The sequence below is a fragment of the Kribbella sp. NPDC003557 genome, assembly GCF_040610805.1.
Taxonomy (GTDB): Bacteria; Actinomycetota; Actinomycetes; order Propionibacteriales; family Kribbellaceae; genus Kribbella.
Genome location: NZ_JBEXMY010000004.1, coordinates 827,675 through 853,191, shown reverse-complemented (window position 1 = coordinate 853,191; position 25,517 = coordinate 827,675). Strand labels below are relative to the sequence as shown.

Genomic DNA, 25,517 nt, shown 5'->3' with positions numbered 1-25,517 from the left:
GCCCGTACTGGTCAGGGCACGGCGACGCGATACCGCACGGCCGCGGCATCATCGCTGACTTCCCACGACCACCGAGGGTCGGTCTCGGTCGGCCGAAGTCGGAGGTTCCCGTTTCGCACACCATCTTCACCGGCGACGGTTAACGGAGCGTGTTCAGCTCGTCGAGGGCGCGATGGCCGCGCTTGACCACTCCTGGAACGACATCGTGGTGCCCGTGACGGATGGGCCACTCGAGCTGCGTAAGGATCTGTGTCGCGGCGAGGACTGCCGCTCCCTCCCAATCGACCAGGTCGAGGATTCTCGTCCTCAGCCGCCTCCGGACACCATCCAGCCGCGGATCCTGGAAGGTGTGCCACTGAAGGGTGGTCAGATCAGTCGCGCGCGTGCCGCTACCTGCGTTCCCGATATCCACGACGGCCACCACGGCTCCGTTGCGGACCAGGACATTGTTGGGGTTGAAATCGGCATGGACCATGTCAGGTGCTTCTCGTGGCGCTGGGACGTCGGCGCACATGAGCCGAAGGCGCTCGACCAAGGCCGACACCACGGAGGAATACCCCGAAAGATCGGCAACGGCCCTCGACAGACTTGGAGCCAAGTCTTGACCGGATTCTTGACCGGTCGCGAGCCGCCAGGCGTACGACCAGTGGTCGTAGGGCTCGGAGGCTTGGCCAGCCTGGAGTTCAGTGATCTCCATCAGTTGCTCAACGATGGACGGCGTCAGCTCTTGCGCGGGAGTCGCGTCAACGAAGTCCATCAGATGCCAGACATGAGTGGCAGTGGCTCCCACTCCGAGGCAGGCCGGGGTGGGATAACCGCGCCTACGCATGTGCTCGACCACTCGCTGGGCCCGCAACACCTCATCCAGCTGATTGGGACGTGTCCGGGGCCATGCTTTGAGCACTGCTTCCGCCCTGCCGGCCAACTGGACGCGCAAGGCACCCACGTCGAAGCCTCCGGGGAGGCGACTGAGAAGAGCGACCTCTGCCCCGACCACTCTGGCCACGTCGTCCAGGACGTCGATCGGGAGCTTTTCGGGATGCTTGCCCTGGCTCATCGGGTCGAAGGGCCGATCACCGCCCGGATGGCTGGTCGCCACCACTCCGATCTCACCGCGCGCGCAACCATGCCGGCATCCTGGCACCTTTCCACGCCCAGTGCTTGCCATTTTCCTCACCGAGAAGCGGACGAGATCGAGGCTCGGCGCCACCATTTCCAGCTTGCTTTGTGCAGTAAAGATGGCCGTCCGCTTCGGCTCTCCCTCGAACCACTCCGGCAACGCACGCTCGCCGGCACCAATCGACCGACCGAGCGACTCGAACTCGACCGGACCGGTCAATCCCGAGGCACCTTCCGCCGTCACGCCGCCGTCCGTCCACGACACGTGTCGCGCACAGCGCAACCACGTCACAACGCCCCATACCTCAGGTAACCGAACAGCCACCACCCCAACAGAATTCACCTTCAGTCACTCGCGTCGCCCGTCGGCGTACCGGGTGCTCCCGCCCTTCACCGCCGGGCCCTCGATCCCCGTCGCCCCGGGCGGTACGTCGTACCACTCCTGCGCCTCGGCCAGATCGTCGGTGACGGGGGAGACCTGCAGCGGCGGTGTATTAGCCGAATCAGCCTGCATGGTTCGAGCGCGGGTCGGAACGGTTGGCCGGTGTGTGCGGGGAGGACTGTTGCAGGCAAGGCTGGTAGTAGCAGGATGTCCGATCCGGTTGTGCCTGCCGACGGTTGAGTTCGGGCGGCGACGGGGCGGCAGCCGGGACTTTCTCGTGGTCGACGCCGCGGGCCTGGAGTTGGGGCCGGGCACTGAATGGTTGTTGCAACTGGTGGCCAACGACTCCTCCCAGTACACGGTGCGGGCGTACCCATGTCGCTGCTGCGGTTCTGACGATGGGATCAAGTGTCGGAGCGGGATTGTTCTCGCCAGCATGGTCCTGGTCCTGGCTACGGTGGGCCTTTCCGGCACCCTGACACAGGAGAAGCTCGTGACCCTGCCAGCCCCGGTCCAGGACCTGTGTGACCGCTTCCTGTTGCTGGCCGAGCGGGAGCTGCCCACGGGGCTGCTGACCGGGCTCTATCTCCATGGTGGGGTGGTCTTCGGCGAGTGGGCGCCGCGGGAGTCCGACGTCGACTTCCTCGCTACGCTCGCCCACCGGCCGGAGCCGGCGGAGGTGGAGGCGCTGCGGGGCGTCCACGCGCAGATGGTGGCGTACTCCTCGATCCGGTTCGACGGGCCGCACCTGCTCGCCGCCGACCTGGCGTGCGACCCGCGCACGCTGCCGCCGGCGCCGCAGATGATCCCCACCAGGAAACTCGAGGTTCTCGCCTCGCCGTCGTGGATGATCACCTGGCACGAACTGGCCGAGGCCGGGATCACGGTCACCGGGCCAGAGCTGTCCACTCTTCAGGTCTGGACCGACAAGCAGGCGCTGCATGACTACACCCTGGACAACCTCGACACCTACTGGCGCCGCAACGCCGAAGGCCTGGCCCGGTCAACCCCCGCCGACCTCCCGACGGACCAGCGCGAACGCGACTATCTGCTCACGCACTGCATCCTCGCCTCCGTGCGTCTGCACCACCTCCTGGTCACCGGCGAGATGACCGCGAAATCCCGCGCCGGCCGCTGGGCACTGACCCACTACGACGAGCGCTGGCACCGGGTACTGACCGAGGGCCTACGCCTGCGCGACGCCACCGGCACTTCCAACTACACCGACCAGGCCGATCTACTCGCGGACGTCCGGGATTTCCTGGCCCACGTAGTGGAGACCGCCACCGGCAAGCCTGTGGTCCCGACTAACGCCTCATGACCATCCATCTGGTCCTTGCCATTGCGCGACCACAGTCGTACCTGCCCGTCGCGGAGCACCGCGGCCGCGCGGAACCGGTCCCGTTCAGTCCGGCCTCGGTTCGGTGACACATCGACAACTTCCGGCTCTACATCAACATTTTGCATCGGTGGTGCCCCAGTCGGTGACGGAAGCGGCATGATTGGGTTATGTCCCGCCTAGACCACGCGGACGGCGCAGCCGACGAGCCGGGCAAGCCTGACAGGGTGCCTGGTGAGGACGGCGGTGCGGTTACCGACGAGGCTGTTCGCGGGTCTGTCGGCGATGTGACGGGTGACCAGTCGGCGATGCGGTTCTCGCAGCTTGCTGTGGAGTTGCACGACGCGCACGGTCTGGCCGATACCGCGGAGGCGGCTACCGACTTCGCCATCCGTGCCGTCGGCTGCCGGTACGCCGGTATCGCGCTCGCGTGCTCGGGTGGGTCCTTCGAGGTCGGAGCGGTCACCGACCCGGTCGTGCGACTGCTGTATCAAGCCCAGGCCGACAGCGGGGGAGGGCCTTTGCTGACGGCGCTCGGCGGCACCGTCACTGTCGCTGTCCACGACGTCATGACCGAGACTCGCTGGCCCGAGTGGCAAGCCCGAGCCGCCGAGCTCGAGATCGGCAGCGTCTTGCACGTCCCCATGGTCGCCCACGATCGCACCATCGGTGTGCTGTCGCTGTTCCATCCCAAGCCGGACGGTTTCGACGCCGACGACCAGGCTGTTGCCCATATTCTCGCCCGGCACGCGGCCGTCGCCATGGAGTCGGCACGGACGGAGGCGAATCTGGAGGTCGCGGTCGACGCCCGTCAGCTGATCGGTGAGGCGATGGGGATCCTCATGGAGCGCTACGGACTGGACAACGACCGGGCGTTCGCGGTGCTGCGGCGCTACTCCCAAGACACCAACACCAAGCTCCGCGACGTCGCCCGGTTCCTGATCGACACCCGAGGACTACCAGCCGGTCACTAGCGCCGGCCGTTGGTGGCGCCGGCGACCGAGGCAAAGCTGCACCGTCAGGGAATCCAGCCACGAGTCCACCTCCAGACTCGCACTGCGGGCAGGAGCGACGACGTCTCCCCGCCGCCCCAGGATCAGGTTCTGAAGTCACCCCGACGGGGTGATGTTCGGCCGGAGCCGAGGTGCTGATGATGGCACGTCAGCAGCGTGGGGCGGGGCAAAGGAGTCGTCGTGGGTGAGACGGAGCGGTCGTACGAGAAGAGCGCCGAGTTGTTCGGCAGCAGTTTCGTCGCCCGGGAGGTGCCGACGCGGGAGTTTCCTTCGTCGGGCCTGACTGCTGTCGACGCGATGCGGCTGGTGGCCGAGGACCTGGCGCTCGAGGGGCTGCCGGCGCGGAACCTCGCCACGTTCGTGACGACCTGGATGGAGCCGGAGGCGCAGAAGCTGATCGCGCTGAACCTGCACCGGAACTTCATCGATCACGCTGAGTACCCGCGGACGGCAGAGCTCGAGCAGCGCTGCATAAGGATGCTGGCCGATCTCTTCCACGCCCCCGGCGAGACGACGGGCGCGCGGACGCAGGGCTCGTCCGAGGCGATCATGCTCGGGGCGCTGTCGCTGAAGTGGAACTGGCGCCGGCGCCGCCGCGACGCGGGGCTGCCGACCGACAACCCGAATCTCGTGTTCGGCGGCGACGTCCACGTGGTCTGGGAGAAGTTCTGCCGGTACTTCGACGTCGAACCGCGGATCGTCCCGCTCCAGCCTGGCAAGTACACGATCGGCCCGGAGGACGTCGAGCCGCACATCGACGAGAACACGATCGGCGTCGCGGCCGTCCTCGGTACGACGTTCACCGGCCACAAGGACGACATCGGCGGCATCAATGACCTGCTCGTCCGGATCAAGAAGGAGCGGCACCTCGACGTACCACTGCACGTGGACGGCGCCAGCGGTGCGTTCGTCTGGCCGTTCCTGTATCCGCACTCGGAGTGGGACTTCCGGCTCGAGCAGGTCCGGTCGATCAACGCGTCCGGGCACAAGTTCGGCCTGGTGTACCCGGGCATCGGCTGGCTGATCTTCCGGACGAAGGACGACCTCAACCCCGACCTGGTGTTCAAGGAGAACTACCTCGGCAAGACCGACTCGACGTTCACGCTGAATTTCTCGACCGGATCGGCGATGGTGGTCGCGCAGTACTACAACTTCGTCCGCTACGGCCGCCCCGGCTACAGCTACATCATGGAGAATATGCGGCGCAACGCCGAGGTGCTCGCCGACAAACTCGAGAAGATGGGCGACTTCCGCGTGATCGGGCGCGAGTACGAGCAGCTTCCGCTGGTCGCGTTCAAGCTGACCGAGGGGCATCCGTACGACGAGTTCGACGTCGCCTGGCAGTTGTCCGCCGAGCGCGGCTGGATGGTCCCGGCGTACACGATGCCGCCGGACGCGCAGGACGTGACGATCATGCGGGCTCTGGTCAAGCAGACGCTGAGCCGCGAGCAGGTCGACACCCTGGCGCGGGACATCGAGGACGCGTGCCGCACGCTCGAGAAGAAGGGCGGGGCGCACGAGTCGGAGCGCAAGAAGATGGTGGTCGGCTCCGGCCACTGACCAGGCAGATCGTGACGAGGTCACGACCGTGACCAGGCAGATCGTGACGAGGTCGCGACCGTGACCAGGCTGCCGGTCGATGTGCCGCCGGACGCGACAGATCTGGTGGTCGAGGGCCCGCGCCCGTTCGTCACTCGCGTGCAGTACCGGCGCGCCGACGGCCGCGTGGTGCGGTGGGAGGCACGAGCCCGCCGGAAGGCAGCCGGCGCGCGTGGATTCGGTACGACGTGGTGGGCGGGACTGCTGTTCGCCGTCGGATCGGCATGTTTCGTCGTCGGGCCGATCCCGGAGTACGCGCAGACCGTGGGCGGGCACGTCGACGCGCTCACGTACTTCGTCGGCTCGCTGTTCTTCACGTCCGGCGCATACCTGTCCTGCCTGCAGGTGGTGCGGCAGGCCGGCCATCGCTGGTTCGCGTGGGCGCCGCGCAGTCCGGGGTTCTGGGCGTGCCTGATCCAGTTGGTCGGCACGCTCTACTTCAACGTGACCACGCTCGCCGGGCTGTTCGACGTACCGTCCGATCTGGAGAACCGGATCGTCTGGCGGCCGGACGCGATCGGCTCGGTGTGCTTCCTGGTGTCGTCGGCGATCGCGTTCGCGGAGGCCGGGCACCGCTGGTGGTCGTGGCGGCCCGGCCAACGCGACTGGCACATCACCGCACTCAACCTCTGGGGCTCGGTCTTCTTCGGCCTGTCCGCGATCGGCGCCCATGTCACCTCCGCCGGCGAGCTGTCCAACGTCCAACTCGCCAACGGCGGCACCTTCCTCGGCGCCGTCTGCTTCCTCATCGCCTCGCTGCTGATGATGCCCGAGGGCCGCGCCGCGGCGGCGTCATCCGGTGTCGCGCGTCTTGGTCAGTAGTTCGCCGAGGCGCTGCCGGATGTCGTTGTCGCTGCCGTCGACGTCGACTACCTTGTCGCGACTGGTTGCGCCACGCACCAGGGTGACCGCTGCACGGCGGACGCCGAAGGCCGCGGCGATTGCGTCCAGAACGGCCTTCGTCGCCTTTCCTTCGACCGCGCGGGCCGGCACCGCGACCACGAGAGCCGGTCCCGCGACGCCGTCGTACTGACCGCCGACAGCGGTACGGGACGCGCCAGGCCGGACGCGCAGCAGAATTCGCATGCCGGCATTCTCACGAATCAACGCGCGGATCGAACGCTATGACCTGCCGCGGCGGCGCGTCCTTGTCGGGTACGCGCCGCCGATGGGCTGGTTACCGACGGCGACGGTCGACACGCCGCGCCGTGCGACGGGCAGTCCGTCGCGCCACCCTTCGAGAGCCGAACATGGTCACCTCCAGCGTTGTGTTCCGGCCGACGGCGTCACTTCGCCGCGGCGGCCGTCTCCATCTCGTGCAGTTCCTTGGCCTCGGCGGCCTCGATCAGCCCGATGCCGACCAGGTCCATCGGGCTGATGAACCCGTCGGCCAGCCGGAATCCACCGGCGCGCATCACCGCGTCGCGCAGCGGCACCGCCCAGTGGTGCTCGAGCAGGACGAGCGCGGCGGCCGAGTCGTTCGGGATCTCCTCGAGAACGTCCCAGGCATCTTCTTCGTCGAAGACCTCGAATCCGTCGGCGGCGGCCTCGGCGCCTGCCTCGGCGCCCTCCTCAATACCTTTCTCGCCCTCGATGCCGAGGCCGATCAGGGCGCCGATCTTCGAGCCCAGCTCGACGGCTTCGTCCAGCGTCAGGTTGCTGAGATGAGCGACCTGCATCTCGCCCTCGGCGTCCTTGTGGACGGCGAGCGCGTCGATCACCCGGATGGCGTCCGTCTCGCGCAGCCGCTCGAGCTCCTCGATGATCTCCCCGTGAAAGTTCGGGTGATTGAACCCGAGCACCACCAACTGCACCGGTCCGATAGCCATGCCCGGTCCCCCTTCCCTGCCGGTGACGCGACGGCCCTCGTCCCCCGTCGCCCCACCATCCTCGTCGCCCCCGAACCCAGCAACATCCTCCTCAACGGGTGATCCGACCGACCAAAACGCGATCGTTCGCCAGGTGTCTCGAGTCATCACAGGGCGCGCTCAGCAGGATGCGAGCCTGCGACCGACGGATTAGGAGGCCGCCGGCCGGAATAACCAAAGGTCGACTGGAGCCCCCGGTGGACTTGAGCCCCAGGCGCTCGCCGGAGTTTGGCGCTTGCCGAGTCGGTTACCTCCGGTTCGTTCCAGAAGTGTTCCAAGCTGCCCGCCGAACGTCGCTGCGGAAAGCTGGGTAGTTCCGAGCCTGCTGTCGGCCGATCACTCGGTGTTGCGAGTGACTGCCACGAAGCCCACCGCTTCGGGAGGTCGCGGCGCTAGGAAGCAGCTCGTCTGAGCTGAACCCTGTCTACATGGGGTATGGCGTAGAACCAGCGGGGCCTGGTGCCCCGAGCTCTGCTGCGGCGACATCCACGCTCGCATGGTGGGGTCACTGCCTCGGCGACGCCGATCGCGTGCATTTGGGCTCCGTCCCCTGCCACCCGGCCAGTACGGTTCGCACCTACTGAGCTGCGCCTCGGCGGGACGAGCTGACCGCGGCGATGCCGAAGGTCAGTGCGGCGATGCCCAGTGCGGCGATGATCGCGGCGGCGATCAGGAATCCTTTCAGGATCGCGCTGAAGCGGTCGCCGTCGCCGCCGCCTCCGAGGAGGAACAGGCCGAAGGGGAGGATCAGGACGAGCAGCGCGACACCCAGCAGGACCACGCCGGCGACGACGCCCGCGACGCCGCCCCGCCGGCGGGCATCGGATACTCCTGATTGTTGCCTCGGGCCAACGTTCCACGCAGTCATGGGGCCCGACAATATCGGACCTGCCGGAGCAAGCAGCACGGGCGGGAGTCTCTGAGAGTTGGTAGCTGACGTTGAGAAGCGTCGATCACTGATGAGTGAAACCTCCCAAGGCAGAGGCCGTAGCCCATGGGTAATTGTGTGGACAGTGGACTAGACGAGTGCGAGGGTGGCGGGAGTTGACGTTCCAACGGGCCGTAAGGCGAGGTTGCTCGCGGGCTCTGTGAATACCGGTGGTTTGCGGCCGGTTCCTTCGTGCTGAGCGAAAGGGGTACTCCGATGAGTTTCTCCAGGCAAGGTTCGGTTTCCATCGCTCAGCGTGCGTTCGAGGGACGCGCCGGATTCACAGGAGTTGGTCTCTACGTTGACCCCATTAAGGCGGGTTGTCGCAGTCGTGGTCGGTACTGCGCTTGTGACGACGGCCTGTGCAGCGTCGCCAGACAATGAACCGCACACCTACACGCGCCCCGACCGGAGCCGCTATGCCGCCAGCCCTGATCCGTTTCCAGGGCGAGCTGTGGGTGTGCCTGACACCATCGTTCACATTCCGCCCGAAGAGACTGTTCTGACGATCAGGTCAGGCGCCGGCAACAGCCGGACCCCGGTTGCTCTCCCCGCGATTCCGGACATCGCGCTGTACGCACGGTGCAGCGGAGGTCGAGTCGGACTCGAGGGCGAGTTCGGCGGGGACATACAGCTTCCTTGCGGCCTCGTACAGTTCCGCCGGCAGATCGCGGGCGGTGACCTGATCAGCGTGGTCGGAGATCCGTCGGCGCGCTGGACGGTTGTAGTGACGCACCGGCCCGAATGACCGGCCAAGGGGTGATGGCCCGGCCAGCTGAATAGCCATACCTACATGGGCTTTGGCACCTCGCCAGGTCGAAGCTCGGACGCCGACACGTGGATCAGGATCGCGTGTTCTGGCAGCAGGTTGGGGAGTTGTACGGTGACGTGCGCGAGTGTGGTGCTCTCAAGCAGATGCGTCGCCGGTAACGAGGCTGCCCGGCGTCGGTCGTTCCGGCGGACGTCCCGTGGCGAGTCCCTCGCACAGTTCGCGCTCAAGTCACTCGAAGGCGGGACAGCGGCGGCCATCGCGATCCGACGTCACAGGGCAGGTGGCTGTGTTGTCTTCTCCTTTGGGATCGATGGGAGAGTGCGATGACACAACGCCGTGCCGAGCTTTACGTCGTGATGCAGTTGCGTCTGCTCTCGTTCGGGAACAACCCGCTGCGTCGGAGGGTCGACAGGCTTGAGGCGGTACTGCGCATCGTTGCCCTCACGGCTGCGCTGCTGGTGATCCCCGCGGCGGCGGCGCTGAGTGCCACTGTCCGCGATCGGGCCGAACAGTCCGCCGCTCAAGCGCGTGCTGAAGTTCGTCCAGTTCAGGCTCGGACGCTGGATGGGACCGCTCAAGCCGTTCCGTCGACCCTCGGTCTGACCACGACACCGGTGCGCATCCGGTGGTACGACGGCCGAGGAGCTCCGCACGAAGCCAAGGCCGACGTGCTGATCGGTACCAAGGCCGGCACCGAGCTGACGATCTGGCTCGACCGGTCAGGTGCGATGCGGCCGGCACCTCGCCCACCCGCCGACAGCGCGGCCCCGGCCGTCGCCACCGGAATCACACTGCCGATGCTCGCGTGGCCCCTGATCTTCGGTCTGTTCCGTCTGTCCCGCCGTCCGCTGGATCGCCGCCGTGCCGAGGAGTGGGCTCGCGAGTGGAGGCAGGTCTCCCCGCGATGGACCGGCCGCCAGTCCTGACCAGACGGCGTACCAGATGACTGCTTTCACCAGGGCGAGCCGAGCCAGTTCGTGGACTGGTACGTTGTTGAGGAGGGTGACCGCCCCGATCCTGGTGGACAGGTCGGAGTTCGGCACGAAGGCGCTGCGGTACCCCGATCGCCGAGGCCGCCGTGCGTGGAGCAGCGCTGCGAGCCGTCGCCGCCTACGAGCTACTGCATCCCGTGCTGGTGGCCACGGCGGCGTAACCGGCGTCGGCGACCAGGCGGGCCGGACGCAAACCCAGCATCCGGTGGGCCGGACGCAAACCCAGCATCCGGTGGGCCGGACGCAAACCCAGCATCCGGTGGGCCGGCTGCTGGCGCAGGCACACGTGACTGGACCGCGCTCCGCGGAGACCGCCAAGCGCCGGACGCCGGGAGCCCGGCAGCGCTCCTGGACCGCAGAGGGGCTCGGCGCAGACGGTCGTACCTGAGCCAGACGAAGCTGACATGGGCGTTCGTGTCGCCGCCAGGCGGGGGCTCGCTGGTCCGCGACGTTCCCGCCGCTAGGCGGGGGCTCGCTGGTCCGGGAGGTTCCCGCCGCCACAGGACAGTCAGCTGGCGTCACTTTGCGGAGCCCTGGAAGCCGAACTGCTTCCGCAAGGGCGTGAAGGCCAGTACAGCAGCCAGTACGCCTATGGCGCCCGTGATGATCGAGCCAACGGTCGCGTCCTGCCACCAGTGCGTATCAGGCGGCTTGCAACTGATTCCGGGTACGGAAGGTGCCTGGCTGTCGGAGCTGCCGACGATTGTGGCGAGGCAACGCTGCGCCTCGTCAGCCCGCTTCGCGACGCCCGTGGGGTCCGCGGCGCCGACCGCCGGCTGGCGTACCCAGTCCAGCAGCGCCTGCGCCTGGCTTTCGCTGGAGGGAGCGCCGGCAACAGAGAGCACGAAGATGACTGCGACAAGTGCACTGGTCAGAGCGAGCAGGAGAGGCACAACAGCACCCGCACCGGTGCTCGAGAACAGCTTGCGCCAGGTATCTCGCGCCAAGTACAGGCGCAGCGTCGGATCTGCCCGTGAGTTGAGCAATCTCAAGTCGTCGGGGGCGAGATAGGCGCCGGCGACAGTGGGGTTGCCGTGAATGGTGTCAACGGTGAGCAGTTCGAGGGAGCTGCCGTCCGCGGTCTTCAGCACAGTACGCCGTCCCCCGGTCACGCCCGCTGTGGAACTGTCGGCGTCCTCGAGGACGTAGATCGTGCCGGGGTTGAGCTGCTCGGACTTCTGGAGTTCGAGTTTGATTGGCGTGGCCTTTTTCGAGAGATTCATGTCAGACCTCTTGGGTCGCGACGGCAACCATCCACAGGACCGGGTCCAGCAGCAGCGGCGTCTCGACAAGCCATGGTCGTTGAAGCTGCTGGAGACCGTTCGCCCGCTCTGCGATGTCGCCTTCGCCTGCGAGGTGGTAGGCCATCGCGACCGCGCCGACGATGATCGCAGGCGCGTCCTCGCGGGGGTTGGGCTCAAGGCGACCCATGCGATTCGAAACAGCTGCTCCGACATCGGCCGCCGATGGCACGGGCCGTTCATCCGCAGTCAGTTGCCGGTTCGTCGCCATCTCGGCTTCGAGCGTCTCCGTGAGCTCCGTGATGAGGTTCGGTCGTCCTGCCGGCGCGATGGTCAACCCCACGTGACGCATGTCCCCGACAATCCTCTGCAGAACACGCCGGCCGGTAATCAACAGATCCGAGCGGTTGGCAGCGGGTGCGGACTTGGCTGCGTTGGCGGCTGAACTCGCGGATCCGGTGACCGCGCTCACCACCGCAGCGGCCGGTAAACAGATCGCGCATTGAAAGGCCGCATAGCGCGTGGCGTGCATCGAACAGGCCCACACACCGCAATCGGTACACGTGCCGATCGGATCATTGGCCGCCGCCGAGCTCCCTACGGGCAGGTGCATGACCGTGCTGGGCGTCTTCTTCACTTGATACGCGCAGATATAGCACCCCATAAAGCGGCCCCCTCTCTCTGAACCGTCGGCGGGGAGATAAGCCGAGGCGATATGGGTCAGCGCGGCGTTCGCGGGAACTTGATTTCGATGTGGGAGCCGCGGGCAACCGTTCGCGTGTCGTGGACGGTCGCTCTGGATTTGTAGAGGTCGAGGGTGTCGTCGTCGGGCACGCTTGGCCAGTCGTCGTTGTGGGTCGAGACGAGTGCCTGCCGTTCGCGGCCGTCGGGGCCGGCGGCCGGCAGTATGTCGTCGATGTGTTGGTCCAGGGTGCCGTTGTGGCTGCCGTGGTGGGCGATCTTGACGAAATGCACCGGCCTCAGGATCTGTAGGTCGTGCATCATCTGCCAGGACTTCAGTTCGGCGTCGCCGGGAAACAGGAGCCGCCAACCGCTCCACTCGATTTCCAGTACGACGCTGGTGTTGTTGTTGGCCTTGTCGATCTCCCTGACGTTCTGGCGGATGCCGTCGCGACGTGCTCGGACCAGGTCGAAGTACCCGCCCGGGGCGACGCCCGGTGGAGGACTCGGCAGGTCGTCGACGGCCGGTACCGCCGGGGCGCCGTCAGCTGCCGAGGCCGCGAGTGAGGCGCCGTGGAGCACCGGCCCGTAGTAGGAGGAGGTGTCCTCCTCGGGGGCGAGGAGACGCAGATGTGCCTCCTCGAACGGGTGCTTTCCGGTCAGGTCCATCGTCCGATCCACGTAGTGGGTCCGGGACGCGGGTGCGATCGTCCGGAGGTGGTCGATGTAGTCGGCGGTGGTCAGCGCGAACGCCTGGGTCATGGTCAAGGAGTTGTTCCTGACCATCATCGCGAGCCAGGCATCGCTGTCGGCCTGTCGCAGACGCCGCGGGTCTCCGAGCGCGTCGACGAGGCCTCGCCGCTTCCTCCGCGCGTCGTCGTGGGTCTCGTAGTAGTCCGGATGCGCGGATCCGGTGAGCCAGGCGTACTGCGCACTGAGCGCGACGCCGGCTTTGGACGCGGCCAGCAGACCCTGGACGTGATCGAGATGCTCATGGGTCATCACGTACAGGTCGACGACCCCGTTGGTCCGCGCCTCGATATCGCTGACCACCTTGATGAAGACGTCGTCGGCGTTGTCCTCGCCGACGAGCAGGTTGCCCACGTCGATGAGAAGATGCCTGGTGATGCTGCCGGCATTGGCTGTGCGCTCCGGGATCGACACGAGGACCGCGTCGCCGAAGCCGATGTTGTAGGCACGGACAACGAGTTCATCCATGGTGGTTCACCTCGGACTTGAGTGACCGGCCTCCGCGTACGAGCGCGAGGCAGGAGCCGTCCTGCCAGGACAGGCTCACCGTGGCACCGGTCGGTACCGGTCGCGTTGAGGGGCCGTCATCGCGATTCCATGAAACCTTCAGAATGAGTTCGCGGTGCATTGCCCGCTGGCCGTCGCTTTCCACGCCGGTCGCCTTCGTACTGTCCACGCGGGGCAGGACCGTGAAAGGCAGACTCCTGGAGATCTCCAGTACGTCGCGATGCTGCTCGACGTACTGGTACGCGGCCCAGTCGCTGTCCCTCAGCTCGGCCAGTCGCTCGGGGGCGAGTTCGAGGCTGTGCGGGCGGTCCGATTCGAGGTCTGTCACGTCCGGGACGACCTTTCGGTCGACGAAGCGTTGCGCGAGTTCGTCCCGAAGAGTGCGGCTGTCCGGATAGACGGCTCTGTCCGCCGCGGTGATCGCCCTCCCGACATCGGCGAAGCTGAGCTCGCCGGGCGGCAGGTAGTCGATGCCGCGCAGCAGGAGCCGGCGGAAGATGATCTGTGCGGTGCCGAGCGCCTTGTTCGCGGCTTGATCGCGAATCTTCGTGTCGCCGGGATCCGCCGACTTCTCCAGTTCGGCGTAGAACCGGGTGATGAAGATCGAGCGCAAGGTGTCGTAGAAGATGCCGGAGAGCACGGTGCTGAGCACGTGCGGCCGGGCGCCGGCCAGGTCGGGCAACGTGGACGTGTTCGAGAGTGCCCTGAGCTCGGTGCGCGCGAGGCCACCCGGGCCGGGGACGGATCGGCCGAACTCCTCGGCGATGCTGCTGAACGCGTTGGACCCGTCCAGGTCGTTCTTGGACCTCTTGAGAACCTCCGTACGCAAGATCGCGCTGTCCAGGGCCATCAGTACGGCGATCAGGTCCGCGAACGCCTCGTGGATCGCCAGCGACTGCGCTGTCGAGCAGTCGTACAGCGAGGGAACCACCGCGTCCAGCAAGGCGTGCCCGCACTCGTGGGCGACGATGTCACGGCTCAAGGCCAGGTAAATGATCTTCTTGGCGGTGGATTCGAACCAGAAGAACTGCAGGCTCCGGGTCGCGCGCTCGTAGAACGAGTTCTCCCATTCGCCGGCTCTCGGGACGACGAGCAACTGCTCGCCGTCGAACGCCCACCGCACCTGGCGGCCCAACGCTTCGGCGCCTTCGAACATCTGGATCGTTCGGAACGCGATGCCGAACGCGTTGACGGCGATCGACGCGGCCGACGACGGATCGCCGTCGTCGGGGAACGCGCCGCGTACGGAGCCAGGTTTGGACGGTACGAAGCGTGCTGGGGGAGGCAGCGGCTCGCCGGTCCGCGGGTCGAAGTCGACGACCGCGAGCCGGCGGCACGCGGGCCCGTCGGCGAACCTGTCGTTCTGTCCGTCCCTGATCTCCAGATTCCTGGTCTCTCGCGCCAGTTCAGCACCTGCCTGGTCGGCTGCTGTCAGCGCGCCGTCCTGGATGAGCAGGTGGACCTTGGCCAACGGATCGGTCATCTCCGCACCCCCTCGTGCGCCCGGCGTTCAGCTCGGCCGGTTGTCCGGGTAGGGCCACGACTCGAGAGGAAGGTCCTCGTCGACGTACGCGAGGAGGCCCGCGTCGGCGGCCGCGAAGCCCCAGTTGATGAGCTTCTCCTGCTGGTCGTCGGGCAGAGCGTTCAGTCGCGTGCTGATCTTCGCCAGTTGCGCGGTGACCGTGGGATCCACGTCCATGTACGGCCGCTTGGTCTCGGCCGGCCAGTTCCGGAAATCGCTGACCGTGCTGATGAAGAATCCGTTGTGCGGGTCGTTTGGGCTCTTGAACGCGCTGATGACGGCGCTGCGCCGCAGCGATCGCACCTGGGAGTCGATGATGTGCAGCACCCTGATGATGCCGCGCGCCCAGTCGCGTGCTGGATCGGCGTCTGCGTCGATATGCCCGCTCGCGTCGCTGATGTAGACGGTCTCGTACCGCTTCCACACTGTCTCGATCGCCAGGTTGTCGTACACACCGCCGTCGCTGAGCAGGATGTCGGACCGATAGCCGGGAGAGGTGTGCACGTTGCCTTTGACGGTCTCCCATTTGGCGTGGGACAGATCGATTTCGAAGGGGGAGAGGAACGGCGGAAAGGCCGACGACGCCGCCACGGCCTCGGCCAGCAAGGTCGTCGGGTCCTCGACTCGTCCCACCTTGTAGTCGGCCAGGTACGGCCGGCTGAAACGCATCAGTACGCCCGACTCGAGATTCGTGGCGTTGATGACGAAGCGCGGATCGGGCTCGGCCGGCAGACTCTGCAGCGTCGCATCGCCGTAGAGATGCTTCTTCATCTTGCTGACCACTCGCTCGGAGATCGAGACGAAGGGCAGGGCCGTACCTGTCGCCACGGCCTCTATGTCGACCTTCAGGTGCGCGAAGGCCCTGAGTGGGTCGGTGATGTGCCTGTCGAAGTCGGTCGCGACCCCGTTGACGAAGGTGAGCTTCTTCCAGCGGAGTCCGAGCAACGCCGCCGTGATGGATCCTCCGGACACACTGGAGACCCTGTCCAACTGCTGGAGCCGGCCGGCAAGGTTCAACCGCTTCAGGACCCCGACGTGGAACAACATCGCGCGGAAGCCTCCGCCGGACAGGCACAAGCCAACGCCCGGCTCGAGTTCGACGGTGTCGTCCGGTCCTGGTCGCACCGGGCTGGCGAACGCGAAGTCCTCGCTTCCGGCGTTCGTGAGTGAAGGCTCGGTCATGTCTGATCCCCCCAACGGCGTGCCGAATCGACGATCGGGTCGCTCAGGTGGGGTACAGCGGGCCTGCTGTGGTCGTCAGCGTCGTACTTTGAGCTTCTGGCCGGGTTTGATCAGTGTGCTCTTCAGGTTGTTCAGTTTCATCAGCTCGGCGACCGACATGCGGTGCTGCAGCGCGATCCTGAAGAGGGTGTCGCCTGCCTTGACGACGTGGATCCCCGACGACGCGGCACGGACGTCCGGGTGGCCCATGGTGCGCAGCTTTGCCGTAACCCGCGCGCGTACCTGGTCCATGGTCGGGAGACCGGCGTTCGTGCGTGCCGGGTCGATCTTGCGTTTGGGCGCCCATTCCTTGTGACCGATCAGCATCGCCGGCTGGCGGCGGAGTCCGAGGAGCAGGGTCGCGAAGACGGTGTCGCAGGTCTGGAGGAGACCCGGTGTCCAGGTTTCGCCCACGCCGTCGTTCTCGACCTCGACACCGATCAGGAAGGAGTTGCCGGAATCCTTGGGGATGCCGATGATCGGTCCGCCCAGACCCGCGTGATTCGCGCGGCCGGCGGCAATCACGCGGACCGTCAGGTCGCGGCCGATCAGCACCTGGCACAGCGGCCCTGGGATGCCCGGCCGTCCGTTGAGGACGGTTTTGATCGACGGTGCCGAGCCGCCGTTCCGGCCCGACGCGGTGTGGTGGAAGACCACGCCCCGCGGCTCGAAGGTGCCCGGTCGGCCCCGCGTCTTCCAGCCTGTGACCTCGAGGACTTTGAGGCCGTTACTCCGAAATGCGTCGGCCATCCACGGTACGGTGCTCATCGGGCCACCCCGCTGTCGTCTTCCTCGAACTCGACGTCGTCCGACGGCTCCAGTTCGACACCCTCGTCGGTGAGTCCGGCTTCCGCCGTTGCCTCCGGCGACTCGTCGTCCTCCTCGAGGACGTCGTCGTCTTCGCCCCTGAGATCGAGCTCTTCGATCGTGACGGGCTCGAGCTGTTCTTCACTCATGTGAATCCCCCTGCCAATTGCGCCCGGTGAACGTGGAGCGCACATGTCGAGACCGGCAGCCGGCCGACAGGAGACGGCACGCCGAAATCTCCCCCTGAGCACCCGCCGCCCGCTGGATACCCACCCCTGCTTCCTCAGTACTCCTCCGAATAGCTGAAGTCAAGGACGGGACAGAATGAAGCGGCCGCACGAATTTCCAGCCCATGCACCGGATCTCGCCCGCCTTCGGCCGTACGCCGCGATCATCACCTTCGCGCTTGTCTCATGTGATTGCTCTGATCAACGTTTGCCTTGATGTCTGGCAGGTCGTGGGTGGTGACCTGATCAGCGTGGCCTGCCGGCGAGAATTCATCCTGCTCGGGTGACGTCCGGTGTTGTCGGGGCGAGGTAGGGTCGGGGGTATGACAACTCCTCGTGATGCCAGTGCTGCCGTGCGCGTTCAGCATTGGGCGGCGCTCGGGACCTTGCCGATGGCTGATACTGCTGACTTCGATGCGACCTCGCGGGGTCTGATCGGCGAGCTCAGCCCGGGGGTGGTGCGGGCCGCGGGCGGGGAAGTGGTGTGGGACAACGACTCGTACGCGTTCCTGGACGGAGACGCCCCGGACACTGTGCACCCGAGCCTGTGGCGGCAGTCGCAGCTGGTTGCGCGGCAGGGGCTCTTCGAGGTGGTCGAGGGGATCTACCAGGCGCGCGGCTTCGATCTGTCGAACGTCACGTTCGTCGAGGGTGAGACCGGGCTCGTGGTCATCGACCCGCTGCTGTCGGAGCAGACCGCTGCCGCCGCCCTCGACCTGTACCGCAAGCACCGGGGCGACCGGCCCATCCACGCCGTCGTCTACACCCACTCGCACGTCGACCACTTCGGCGGCGTGAAGGGCGTGATCTCGCAGGACGACGTCGACGCCGGGCGCGTGCGGATCCTCGCGCCGGAGGGGTTCACCGAGCACGCCGTCTCCGAGAACGTGTACGCCGGCACCGCGATGGGCCGACGGGCCGGCTACATGTACGGCGCGGCACTGGCCCGCGGTCCGCGCGGCCAGGTCGGCGCCGGGCTCGGGCAGACGACCTCGACCGGAACGATCACGCTGATCGCGCCGACCGAGTTCATCTCCACCACCGGGCACGAGGTGACCGTCGACGGTGTCCGGATGGTGTTCCAGATGGCCCCCGACACCGAGGCGCCCTCGGAGATGCTGATCTACTTCCCGGGGCGCAAGGCGCTATGTGCGGCCGAGGACGCCACCCACAATCTCCACAACCTCCTCACCCTGCGAGGCGCGCTGGTCCGCGACCCGCATGTCTGGTCTCGCTATCTGACCGAGACGCTCGACCTGTTCGGTGCGGACCTCGACGTCGTCTTCGCCTCCCATCACTGGCCGACCTGGGGCAACGCGGAGGTCGTCCAATTCCTCACTCTCCAGCGCGACCTGTACGCCTACCTGCACGACCAGACCATGCGGATGCTGAACAAGGGCCTGACCGGCCCGGAAATCGCCGAGGTGATCCAGCTCCCGCCCGCCCTGGAGAACGCGTGGCACACCCACGGCTACTACGGCTCGGTGAGTCACAACGTGAAGGCCATCTACCAGCGGTACATGGGCTGGTTCGACGGCAACCCCGCTCACCTGTGGCAGCACCCGCCTGTCGAGGCCGCCACCCGGTACGTCGAGTTCATGGGTGGCGCCGATGCCGTCGTGGAGAAGGCCCGGCAGTACCTCGACGACGGCGACTTCCGCTGGGTCGCGGAGGTGGTCAACCACGTCGTGTTCGCCGAGCCGGATCACGCCGCGGCCCGGGAGTTGCTCGCCGATACGTACGAGCAGCTCGGGTACGGCTCCGAGAACGGCACCTGGCGCAATTTCTACCTGTCCGGTGCCACCGAGCTGCGCGAGGGCGGTTTCGGGACCCCGACCGTGGCCGCGTCCGCGGACCTGGTCTCCAACCTCAGCCCGGAGATGCTGTTTGACGCGTTCGCGATCCAGATCGACGGACCTCGCGCCTGGGACCAGACCCTGTCGATCGATGTCGTCCTCGGCGACGTCGACGAGCGCTACCGGCTCCGGCTGTCCAACGGCGCTCTGACGTACAGCTCAGCGGCACAGAGCGACGACCCCGACGTGACCCTGACCCTGCCTCGCGCGTCGTTGCCGGGTCTCGCCCGCGCTGCGTCCGACCCCGCCGCGCTGACTGCTGCCGGCATCGAGATCACTGGCGACACCGCGGTCCTCGACCGCCTGTTCGCGCTTCTCGACCCCGGCGACCCGGACTTCGCCATCGTCACACCCGACTGAGACGAAACCTCGCGCGGCGCCGCCGGCGTCCCGGGCGAGGGACGCCGGAGCTTCGGCGGATCGTCGGCGGCGGGCTGATGAGGGAGGCGGGGACACGGATGGGGTTGCTGTTCGGATCGCTGGCCGGGTACCGGCTCCCATGGCTGCGCCGTGACCTGGTAGCAGGCCTGACAGTGTGGGCAGTGCTGGTACCCGAGTCGCTGGCCTACGCCACCATCGCCGGCGTCTCGCCGGTCGTCGGCCTGTACGCGGCAGTGCCGGCGCTGGTGCTCTACGCGGCCTTCGGAAGTTCCCGGCATCTCGTGGTCGGCCCGATGTCGGCGACCGCAGCGTTATCGGCGGGCATCATCGGAACCTTCGTCGCCGCCGGTGACGCCAAATATGCCGCGCTGACCACGGCGCTCGCACTGGTGACCGGTGTCATCGGCGTGGCTGCCGGACTGGCACGGCTGGGGTTTCTCGCCTCGTTCATCTCCGAGCCGGTGTTGAAGGGATTCATCGTCGGGTTGGCGCTGACGATCGTGGCCGGACAACTCCCCAAGCTGTTCGGAGTCGAGGGAGGCGACGGCGACTTCTTCGCCAAGCTCTGGCACCTGCTCACCTCTTTGGACCAGACGAGCGGGACCACACTCGCGATCGGCGTACTGAGCCTGGTCGTGGTGCTGGTCCTGCGCCGGTGGCTGCCGCTTGTCCCTGGGTCCCTGGTGGCGGTCCTGCTCGGCATCGCCGCCGTCGCCCTGTTCGATCTCGACCAGCATGGCGTGGCGATCGTCGGGCCGATCCAGTCCGGTCTGCCTCGGGTCGGCCTCCCCGAGGGCGTGGCGTGGGACGACTATCTCGCCCTGGTGGGGCCGGCCGCCGGAGTGCTGCTGGTCGGATTCGCCGAGGGACTGGCGGCCGCGAAGACGTACGCCGCCCGGGCCGGGTACGACATCGACGCCAACCGGGAGCTGGCCGGGTTGGGCGTGGCGAACCTCGGCGCAAGCCTCGCCTCCGGGATGATCGTCAACGGCAGCCTGTCCAAGACCGCTGTCAACGGCGGGGCCGGCGCCCGTTCCCAGGTCAGCGGGCTGACAGTCGCCGCACTGACGGTCGTGACGCTGCTGTTCCTGACCGGCCTGTTCGAGGAGCTCCCGGAGGCCACTCTGGCCGCCATCGTGATTGCCGCGGTCATCGAGCTGGTCGACATCGCCGCCCTGCGCCGGCTGTACCGCGTCTGGTCCGAACGGCTCGGCGGCATTTATGGCCCCGCCGCCCGCGCGGACTTCGTCGCCGCGATCGCCGCGATGCTCGGCGTACTCGTCTTCGACACCCTGCCCGGCCTGGTGATCGGCATCGCCGTGTCGATGACGCTGCTGCTCTACCGAACCGGCCGGCCGCACGTGACCCGGCTGGTCCGCCTCCGCGACACGCCGGGACTCTGGGTGGACGCCGACCGGCACCCCGACGTACGCCCCGAGGACGGCATCCTCGTGATCCGGGTGGAGTCCGGGTTGTTCTTCGCCAACGCCGATCACGTCCGCGACAGCATCCGGACCCTCGTCGCGCCCGGCCTCGTCGCCGTCGTGCTGGACGGCGAGAGCAGCCCGTTCATCGACGTCACCGCGGCCGGCATGCTCGATCAACTGAGCCGCGAACTCGCCGCCCGCGCCGTCCGCCTCTACTTCGCCCGCGACATCGGCCAGGTCCGCGACGTCCTCCACCACACCGGCAACGGATCAGGACTCGTGATCTACCGGAACATCGGCGCGGCCGTCGCCGCGGCGCGGGCAGATTCGGGGCGGCCTGACAACTGACGCGGCTGCGTCAGTCGTCGGGCCGCTCTGCCGCGTAGCCTGGCGGGTGTGGAGGAGCTCCGTGGGCAGCTGAAGGTCTGGGCGCAGAAGTGGCTTTGGTACCAGCGGAGTTCGTTGCCGTGGAACCGGGGGCGGATCCACTGGGAGCTGATGCGGCGCGGTGCGTTCGCACGGTGGCCGTTGCACGGGAACGTGCTGGAGGCCTTGCAGTCCGGGCGGCTCGAGGTTGGGGCCAACACGCTGTTCGAGCCCAACGTGTGGATCACGATGGGCGACGAGGGGCGGGTGCGGATCGGGGAGGGGACCTTCCTGAACGTCGCGGTGATGGTCGCGGCGCTCGACCTGGTGGAGATCGGATCGCACTGCATGCTCGCGAACGGGTGCTTCGTGACGGACGCCAATCACCGCTTCGACGACCCGGACCGCCCGGTGCCGTGGCAGGGTTTCGACTCCAAAGGCCCGACGCGGATCGGCGACAACGTCTGGCTGGGCGCGAACGTCGTCGTCACGAGCGGGGTGACAATCGGCGAAAGATCCGTGATCGGCGCCAACAGCGTCGTCACACAGGACATCCCCCCGTACTCGGTCGCGGCAGGCGCACCCGCGAAGGTCCTGCGGGCTGTCACCTATCCGGAGGCCCGAGCCTGACCAGCTCGGTACGGCGGGCTCACGCGGTCAGCACTGCCACGTCGCGGCGGCGGGGGCGCCGGCGAGGATCGTGCGGGCTATCACGTATCCGGATCCCCGGGCCTGATCAGCTCAGTACGGCGGGTTCACGTGGTCTGCGATGCCGCGTCGCGGCGGGCGCGCCGGCGAGGGGCTTGCGGGCTGTGACGGATCCGGATGCCCGAGCTTGACCAGCTCGGTACGGCGGGTTCACGGGGGCAGCAGCTCCGCGTCGCGGTGAGCGTGCCGGTGAGGGTCGTGCGGGCTGTCACGTGCCGGATGCCTGGGTCTGACCGACTCGGTACTGCGAGACCACGGGGTCAACAGCTCCGGGTCGCGGCGGGGCATCGGCGAGGTCCTGCGGGCCGTCACGTTCCCGGTCGTCTGCCTCGCACTCCCACCGAGCCAGCGACTCAGCCAGCAGCGCGGGCATCCCGGCCAACCACGCAGCACCGGGCTCGCCTTCACGCTCGACGGTTGATTGCGCGAAGACCTCCGGTACGTCGATCACCCGCGGCAGGTTACGCGCGGGTGCCTGAGCGGGTGTCCGTCGCGGGATCTTGTGTGGCGGTGTCGGATTTGGGGTGGCATGTTCGTGGATAGGACAACGGGACCGAAATGAGGGCCTCAGACTCAAGGAGGAACAGGATGTCCGAGCAGGGCAGGCGTGTGACCAGGCCGTTTCGGTTTGGGGTTGTTGCGCCGGTCGGGTCTGATCTGTCGGCGTGGCGGGATCGGGTGCGTCGGATTGCCGATAGTGGTTACTCGACGTTCTTGATGCCTGACGTGCCTACTTGGCAGCCGGCGGTTGGGCCTACGCTGGCGACCGCGGCTGCGCTGGCTGACCTTCGGGTCGGCTCGTGGGTGTATGCGGCCGCGTTGCGTGACCCGTGGAGTACGGCTTGGGAGGCTCACTCGCTGTCGATGCTCACGGATGGCCGGTTCGAGATGGGGATCGGTGCTGGTCGGCCCGGGATCGAGGTGGAGTTGGGGCTGGCGGCTGTTTCCGTGGCTGAGCGTCGGGCGAGGATGCGGGAGACCGTGGCTGCGTTGCGTACATTCGACGGGGCCGATCGGCGTACGCCGGTGGTCATGGCGGTGAGTGGGCCGAAGTCGGAGGCGCTCGCGCTCGAGGTTGCTGATGCGGTCACGTTCGTACTCGCAGCGGACGACGATCGGGTCGCGACCACGAAGCGGGTACGCGACTTCGCCGGCCGCACGGACATCGAACTCGCCCAGCATGTCGCCGCCGTCGGAGACCGTGTCGCGCCGTTCATGGCGGCGCCCAACCTCGACACCGCGGCGCTCCGTGCGGCCGACTCGCTCGTCATCCTTCCCAGCGATCCCGGGGCAGCCGCCGAGGAGATCCAGCGCCGACGCGACGAGATCGGCTTCTCGTACTTCGTGATCGGCGCCGACTTCGCCGACACCCTCGCCCCAACCGTCGCCAAGCTGGCCGGCCACTAGGTGTCAGACATGCCGCAGGTCAGCCCGGCGACGGTCGCCGTACTGGCGGTTGATGAGGGATTGGACGGGGACGGCCGGGTGAATCTGGTCGGTCGGGGTCAGGTTTCGGGGAGGTCGATGATGGCGACGGGGCGGTTGGTGTCGTTGAGGACCTGGCGGCTGACGGATCCGAGGAGGATGCGGCGTACCAAGCCCTTGCCGTGTGTGCCGACGACGATCAGTTGGGCGTCTTCGGCGTGGCTCAGGATCGCTTCGGCGGCGGGGCCTTCGACCGCGACTGGGTCCACGCTTACCGGCGCGGTGTCCGTCCCTTTCGCCTCGTCGAGGGCGTGGGCGATGGCGGCGGCGGTTTCCTGCTCGACGTCGGCGCGCATTCGTGCGACGAGTTCCGGGTCGTCGCGGAGGGCGGGATGCAGTAGCTCGTAGGCGGCGACGGCTCGCACCGTGGTTCCGCGTACGGCGGCCTCGGTGATCGCGTAGCGCAGGGCGTTCGCGCCGTACTCCGAGCCGTCGACGCCGACCACGATCGGGCCGGTCGTCGGTCGGTCGTCCTCCCCGACCACGACCAGCGGACATTTCGCCTGGCTCGTCAGGCGGTTGCTCACCGAACCCATCAGCGCGCTCGCAACGCTGCCCAGCCCACGCCGGCCGACCACGACAGCGTCCGCGCCCTCAGAAGCCTCCGCGAGCAGATGAGCCGGATGACCAAGCTCCGAGGTCAGCTTGCACGTCAGTTCGGGCGCGAGCTCGCGTACCCGCTTCGCCGCGGCTTCGAGCAGTTGCCCGGAGAACTCGACGTACCAGTCCACGGGCTGGCTCGGGACGCCGTGGTAGCCGTAGAAGTTGAGCTCGGGGACAAGGGTGTACGCGTTGAGCAGTTCGAGCTGCTCGCCTCCGAGACGTGCCCGCGCCACCGCCCATTCGAGCGCGTTGCCGCTTTGCTGCGAGCCGTCGATACCGACGACGATCCGACCGGTCATATGACGTCCTCCCGCCACGAGAGCCGACCCCACCGAATCTAGCCCGCTCAGAGCACGCCGACCAGGATGATGACCGCGGCAGGGAGCGCGATGAAGACGACGATGAGGCAGACGGCGAGGACCCACCTGCGCTCGGATGCCATCCGGGCAAGGCTCTGGGCGCAGAACAGCGGTACGGGGCGCAGGAGCGGGATGACGTAGATCGCGACGATCGCGAACACGTTGTAGATCAGGTGCACGAAGGCTGCCTGCAGGCCGATTCTTGCGTCCTGTCCGACGACCGCGAACGCGGCGAGTACCACCGTGAAGGTCGTACCGAGATTGGAGCCGACGACGACCGGATAGATCTGCGCCGGTGTCAGGATGCCCGTTCCGGCGAAGGGGGCCAGCACCGAGGTGGTGATGGTCGAGGTCTGGGTAACGACGGTCACGCCCATGCCTGACGCCATAGCCAGGTAGGCGTTGCGGCCGACCGCCCTGATCAGCGCGTCGCGCGCCTTGCCGACCATCAGGTGTTTGAGCAACTTTCCCACGTACCGCACCGCGACGAGGATCAGGCCTGCGCCGATCACGATCGTGACCAGCGGACCGAGCGCACTGCTGAGTTGGGAGGTCGCGTGAATCACAGCGTGTTCTACCGGCCGGGTTGCCGCCCGGATGAAGTTGAAATGGACGGGATTCGGTAGCCAGCCGGTGCCGTACAGCGCGTCGGTCAACGCCCCGCTGACGCGCTCAAGTGGATGCCAGATCAACTCGACCGGGAAGAAGATCAGCAGCGCGAGCCAGTTGTAGAAGTCGTGGACGGTGGACGCGCCGAGCGCCCTGCGGAACTCTGTGCGGTCGCCGATGAAGGTGAGTGCGACGAGGCTGGTCGTGACGGTGGTGCCGACGTTCGCGCCGAGGATGATGGGGATCGCGCCCTGCGCAGATCAGCAAGTAGATCGGCCCGGCGACCCCGCACCACCCGAGGGCCTTGATCCACGGGGCGAGCTGTGCAGTTTCGGCGCCGCTGTTGGCAGGAGGCTCCGAGCCGCCGGCAGCTGATTGACCAGCGACGCTCGATCGCCCAGCGAGCGAGAACAGCGCCGACCGGCATTAGCGCAGAGCAATTCATTGAAGTCGGCGATTTAATCGCCTGATTAGTGACAGCGGCATTGTTCGCGGCATCTTCCATCGCTGTGTCTGTGGTGTGATAGTTGGAGCCGGGGACAGTGTGCCTCCGGGGGGCTTGTATGGGTGGGGCTGCTCATGCGTTGGTCGCGCTGATTACGATCCTGGTGTTGGCGGTCGTCTTTGGCGTGACCGAGCACGGGAACGTCGGGATCGGCGGGCGTATCGCTGCCTTCGCCATTGTGCTCCTCATTCTCTTCACCATCATCTTGGTTGCGAACGCGATTTCTTAGCTGGTCTTTCGTGCACAGAGG

General features: G+C 67.2%; 25 protein-coding genes. 10 read left to right on the top strand and 15 right to left on the bottom strand.

The window, feature by feature from the left end:
* Positions 1–139: 139 nt before the first annotated feature.
* Both ABZW60_RS20395 and ABZW60_RS20390 read right to left on the bottom strand, forming a co-directional pair.
* A complete protein-coding gene (locus ABZW60_RS20395; protein WP_355478953.1) occupies positions 140–1,363 on the bottom strand; it encodes an aminoglycoside phosphotransferase family protein in 1,224 nt (407 codons plus the stop codon).
* A 105-nt stretch (positions 1,364–1,468) separates the two neighbouring features.
* Complete coding sequence (locus tag ABZW60_RS20390; protein WP_355478952.1) at positions 1,469–1,633, bottom strand: hypothetical protein; 165 nt, start codon at positions 1,631–1,633, stop codon at positions 1,469–1,471.
* A 361-nt stretch (positions 1,634–1,994) separates the two neighbouring features.
* Between ABZW60_RS20390 and ABZW60_RS20385 the strand changes: the two genes are divergently transcribed.
* The 4 genes from ABZW60_RS20385 to ABZW60_RS20370 all read left to right on the top strand — a co-directional run bounded on the left by ABZW60_RS20385 (position 1,995) and on the right by ABZW60_RS20370 (position 6,274).
* The gene (locus ABZW60_RS20385) at positions 1,995–2,822 is read left to right on the top strand and encodes an aminoglycoside adenylyltransferase domain-containing protein (protein ID WP_355478950.1); all 828 of its coding nucleotides are present in this window, start codon (positions 1,995–1,997) and stop codon (positions 2,820–2,822) included.
* 188 nt (positions 2,823–3,010) lie between these two features.
* Entirely contained in the window at positions 3,011–3,814 is an 804-nt protein-coding gene (locus ABZW60_RS20380; protein WP_355478948.1) for a GAF and ANTAR domain-containing protein, read from the top strand.
* Between the two features lie 219 nt (positions 3,815–4,033).
* Positions 4,034–5,413 (top strand): glutamate decarboxylase, encoded by a 1,380-nt coding sequence (locus tag ABZW60_RS20375; protein ID WP_355478946.1) that lies wholly within the window; start codon positions 4,034–4,036, stop codon positions 5,411–5,413.
* 60 nt (positions 5,414–5,473) lie between these two features.
* Positions 5,474–6,274, top strand: a complete 801-nt coding sequence (locus ABZW60_RS20370) for a hypothetical protein (RefSeq protein WP_355478945.1) — start codon at positions 5,474–5,476, stop codon at positions 6,272–6,274.
* On the opposite strand, the gene ABZW60_RS20365 is transcribed toward ABZW60_RS20370, so the two are convergent.
* The 3 genes from ABZW60_RS20365 to ABZW60_RS20355 form a co-directional block, all read right to left on the bottom strand.
* The gene (locus tag ABZW60_RS20365) at positions 6,245–6,538 is read right to left on the bottom strand and encodes a DUF167 domain-containing protein (RefSeq protein WP_355478943.1); all 294 of its coding nucleotides are present in this window, start codon (positions 6,536–6,538) and stop codon (positions 6,245–6,247) included. The two genes, ABZW60_RS20370 and ABZW60_RS20365, sit on opposite strands and share 30 nt — an antisense overlap.
* A 200-nt stretch (positions 6,539–6,738) precedes the next feature.
* Positions 6,739–7,281 carry a hypothetical protein gene (locus tag ABZW60_RS20360; RefSeq protein WP_355478941.1) on the bottom strand — a complete coding sequence of 181 codons (543 nt, stop codon included), beginning with the start codon at positions 7,279–7,281 and terminating at the stop codon, positions 6,739–6,741.
* A gap of 616 nt (positions 7,282–7,897) precedes the next feature.
* The gene (locus ABZW60_RS20355) at positions 7,898–8,188 is read right to left on the bottom strand and encodes a hypothetical protein (RefSeq protein WP_355478940.1); all 291 of its coding nucleotides are present in this window, start codon (positions 8,186–8,188) and stop codon (positions 7,898–7,900) included.
* Positions 8,189–9,343: 1,155 nt separating this feature from the next.
* Between ABZW60_RS20355 and ABZW60_RS20350 the strand changes: the two genes are divergently transcribed.
* Entirely contained in the window at positions 9,344–9,946 is a 603-nt protein-coding gene (locus tag ABZW60_RS20350; protein WP_355478938.1) for a hypothetical protein, read from the top strand.
* A 584-nt stretch (positions 9,947–10,530) separates the two neighbouring features.
* Here ABZW60_RS20350 and ABZW60_RS20345 read toward each other — a convergent pair.
* The 7 genes from ABZW60_RS20345 to ABZW60_RS20315 form a co-directional block, all read right to left on the bottom strand.
* Entirely contained in the window at positions 10,531–11,235 is a 705-nt protein-coding gene (locus tag ABZW60_RS20345) for a hypothetical protein (protein ID WP_355478936.1), read from the bottom strand.
* A 1-nt stretch (position 11,236) separates the two neighbouring features.
* Complete coding sequence (locus ABZW60_RS20340; RefSeq protein WP_355478934.1) at positions 11,237–11,890, bottom strand: hypothetical protein; 654 nt, start codon at positions 11,888–11,890, stop codon at positions 11,237–11,239.
* Positions 11,891–11,973: 83 nt separating this feature from the next.
* The gene (locus ABZW60_RS20335) at positions 11,974–13,152 is read right to left on the bottom strand and encodes a hypothetical protein (RefSeq protein WP_355478932.1); all 1,179 of its coding nucleotides are present in this window, start codon (positions 13,150–13,152) and stop codon (positions 11,974–11,976) included.
* Entirely contained in the window at positions 13,145–14,674 is a 1,530-nt protein-coding gene (locus ABZW60_RS20330) for a hypothetical protein (RefSeq protein ID WP_355478930.1), read from the bottom strand. The genes ABZW60_RS20335 and ABZW60_RS20330 overlap by 8 nt, the downstream gene beginning before the upstream one ends.
* 27 nt (positions 14,675–14,701) lie before the next feature.
* Positions 14,702–15,895: a patatin-like phospholipase family protein gene (locus tag ABZW60_RS20325; protein ID WP_355478928.1), complete on the bottom strand. Its 1,194-nt coding sequence runs from the start codon at positions 15,893–15,895 to the stop codon at positions 14,702–14,704.
* Positions 15,896–15,970: 75 nt separating this feature from the next.
* Positions 15,971–16,702 carry a LysM peptidoglycan-binding domain-containing protein gene (locus ABZW60_RS20320; RefSeq protein ID WP_355478926.1) on the bottom strand — a complete coding sequence of 244 codons (732 nt, stop codon included), beginning with the start codon at positions 16,700–16,702 and terminating at the stop codon, positions 15,971–15,973.
* Positions 16,699–16,890, bottom strand: coding sequence for a hypothetical protein (locus ABZW60_RS20315; protein ID WP_355478924.1), 192 nt, complete (start codon positions 16,888–16,890; stop codon positions 16,699–16,701). Before ABZW60_RS20315 ends, ABZW60_RS20320 begins: the two co-directional genes overlap by 4 nt.
* Before the next feature lie 470 nt (positions 16,891–17,360).
* Here ABZW60_RS20315 and ABZW60_RS20310 point away from each other — a divergent pair, with 470 nt between their 5' ends.
* The 3 genes from ABZW60_RS20310 (at position 17,361) to ABZW60_RS20300 (ending at position 21,628) form a co-directional block, all read left to right on the top strand.
* Positions 17,361–19,184: an alkyl sulfatase dimerization domain-containing protein gene (locus ABZW60_RS20310; RefSeq protein ID WP_355478922.1), complete on the top strand. Its 1,824-nt coding sequence runs from the start codon at positions 17,361–17,363 to the stop codon at positions 19,182–19,184.
* A 98-nt stretch (positions 19,185–19,282) separates the two neighbouring features.
* Complete coding sequence (locus ABZW60_RS20305) at positions 19,283–20,980, top strand: SulP family inorganic anion transporter (RefSeq protein ID WP_355478921.1); 1,698 nt, start codon at positions 19,283–19,285, stop codon at positions 20,978–20,980.
* A gap of 48 nt (positions 20,981–21,028) precedes the next feature.
* Positions 21,029–21,628 (top strand): acyltransferase, encoded by a 600-nt coding sequence (locus ABZW60_RS20300; RefSeq protein WP_355478919.1) that lies wholly within the window; start codon positions 21,029–21,031, stop codon positions 21,626–21,628.
* 286 nt (positions 21,629–21,914) lie between these two features.
* Here ABZW60_RS20300 and ABZW60_RS20295 read toward each other — a convergent pair whose 3' ends face one another.
* Positions 21,915–22,157, bottom strand: coding sequence for a hypothetical protein (locus ABZW60_RS20295; RefSeq protein ID WP_355478918.1), 243 nt, complete (start codon positions 22,155–22,157; stop codon positions 21,915–21,917).
* A gap of 107 nt (positions 22,158–22,264) precedes the next feature.
* Between ABZW60_RS20295 and ABZW60_RS20290 the strand changes: the two genes are divergently transcribed.
* A complete protein-coding gene (locus tag ABZW60_RS20290; protein ID WP_355478916.1) occupies positions 22,265–23,113 on the top strand; it encodes an LLM class flavin-dependent oxidoreductase in 849 nt (282 codons plus the stop codon).
* A gap of 98 nt (positions 23,114–23,211) precedes the next feature.
* Here ABZW60_RS20290 and ABZW60_RS20285 read toward each other — a convergent pair whose 3' ends face one another.
* Positions 23,212–24,093 (bottom strand): universal stress protein, encoded by an 882-nt coding sequence (locus tag ABZW60_RS20285; protein ID WP_355478914.1) that lies wholly within the window; start codon positions 24,091–24,093, stop codon positions 23,212–23,214.
* 47 nt (positions 24,094–24,140) lie between these two features.
* Entirely contained in the window at positions 24,141–24,719 is a 579-nt protein-coding gene (locus tag ABZW60_RS20280; RefSeq protein WP_355478912.1) for a Na/Pi symporter, read from the bottom strand.
* A gap of 606 nt (positions 24,720–25,325) precedes the next feature.
* Here ABZW60_RS20280 and ABZW60_RS20275 point away from each other — a divergent pair.
* Positions 25,326–25,496: a hypothetical protein gene (locus ABZW60_RS20275; RefSeq protein WP_355478910.1), complete on the top strand. Its 171-nt coding sequence runs from the start codon at positions 25,326–25,328 to the stop codon at positions 25,494–25,496.
* The last annotated feature ends 21 nt before the right edge of the window (positions 25,497–25,517 follow it).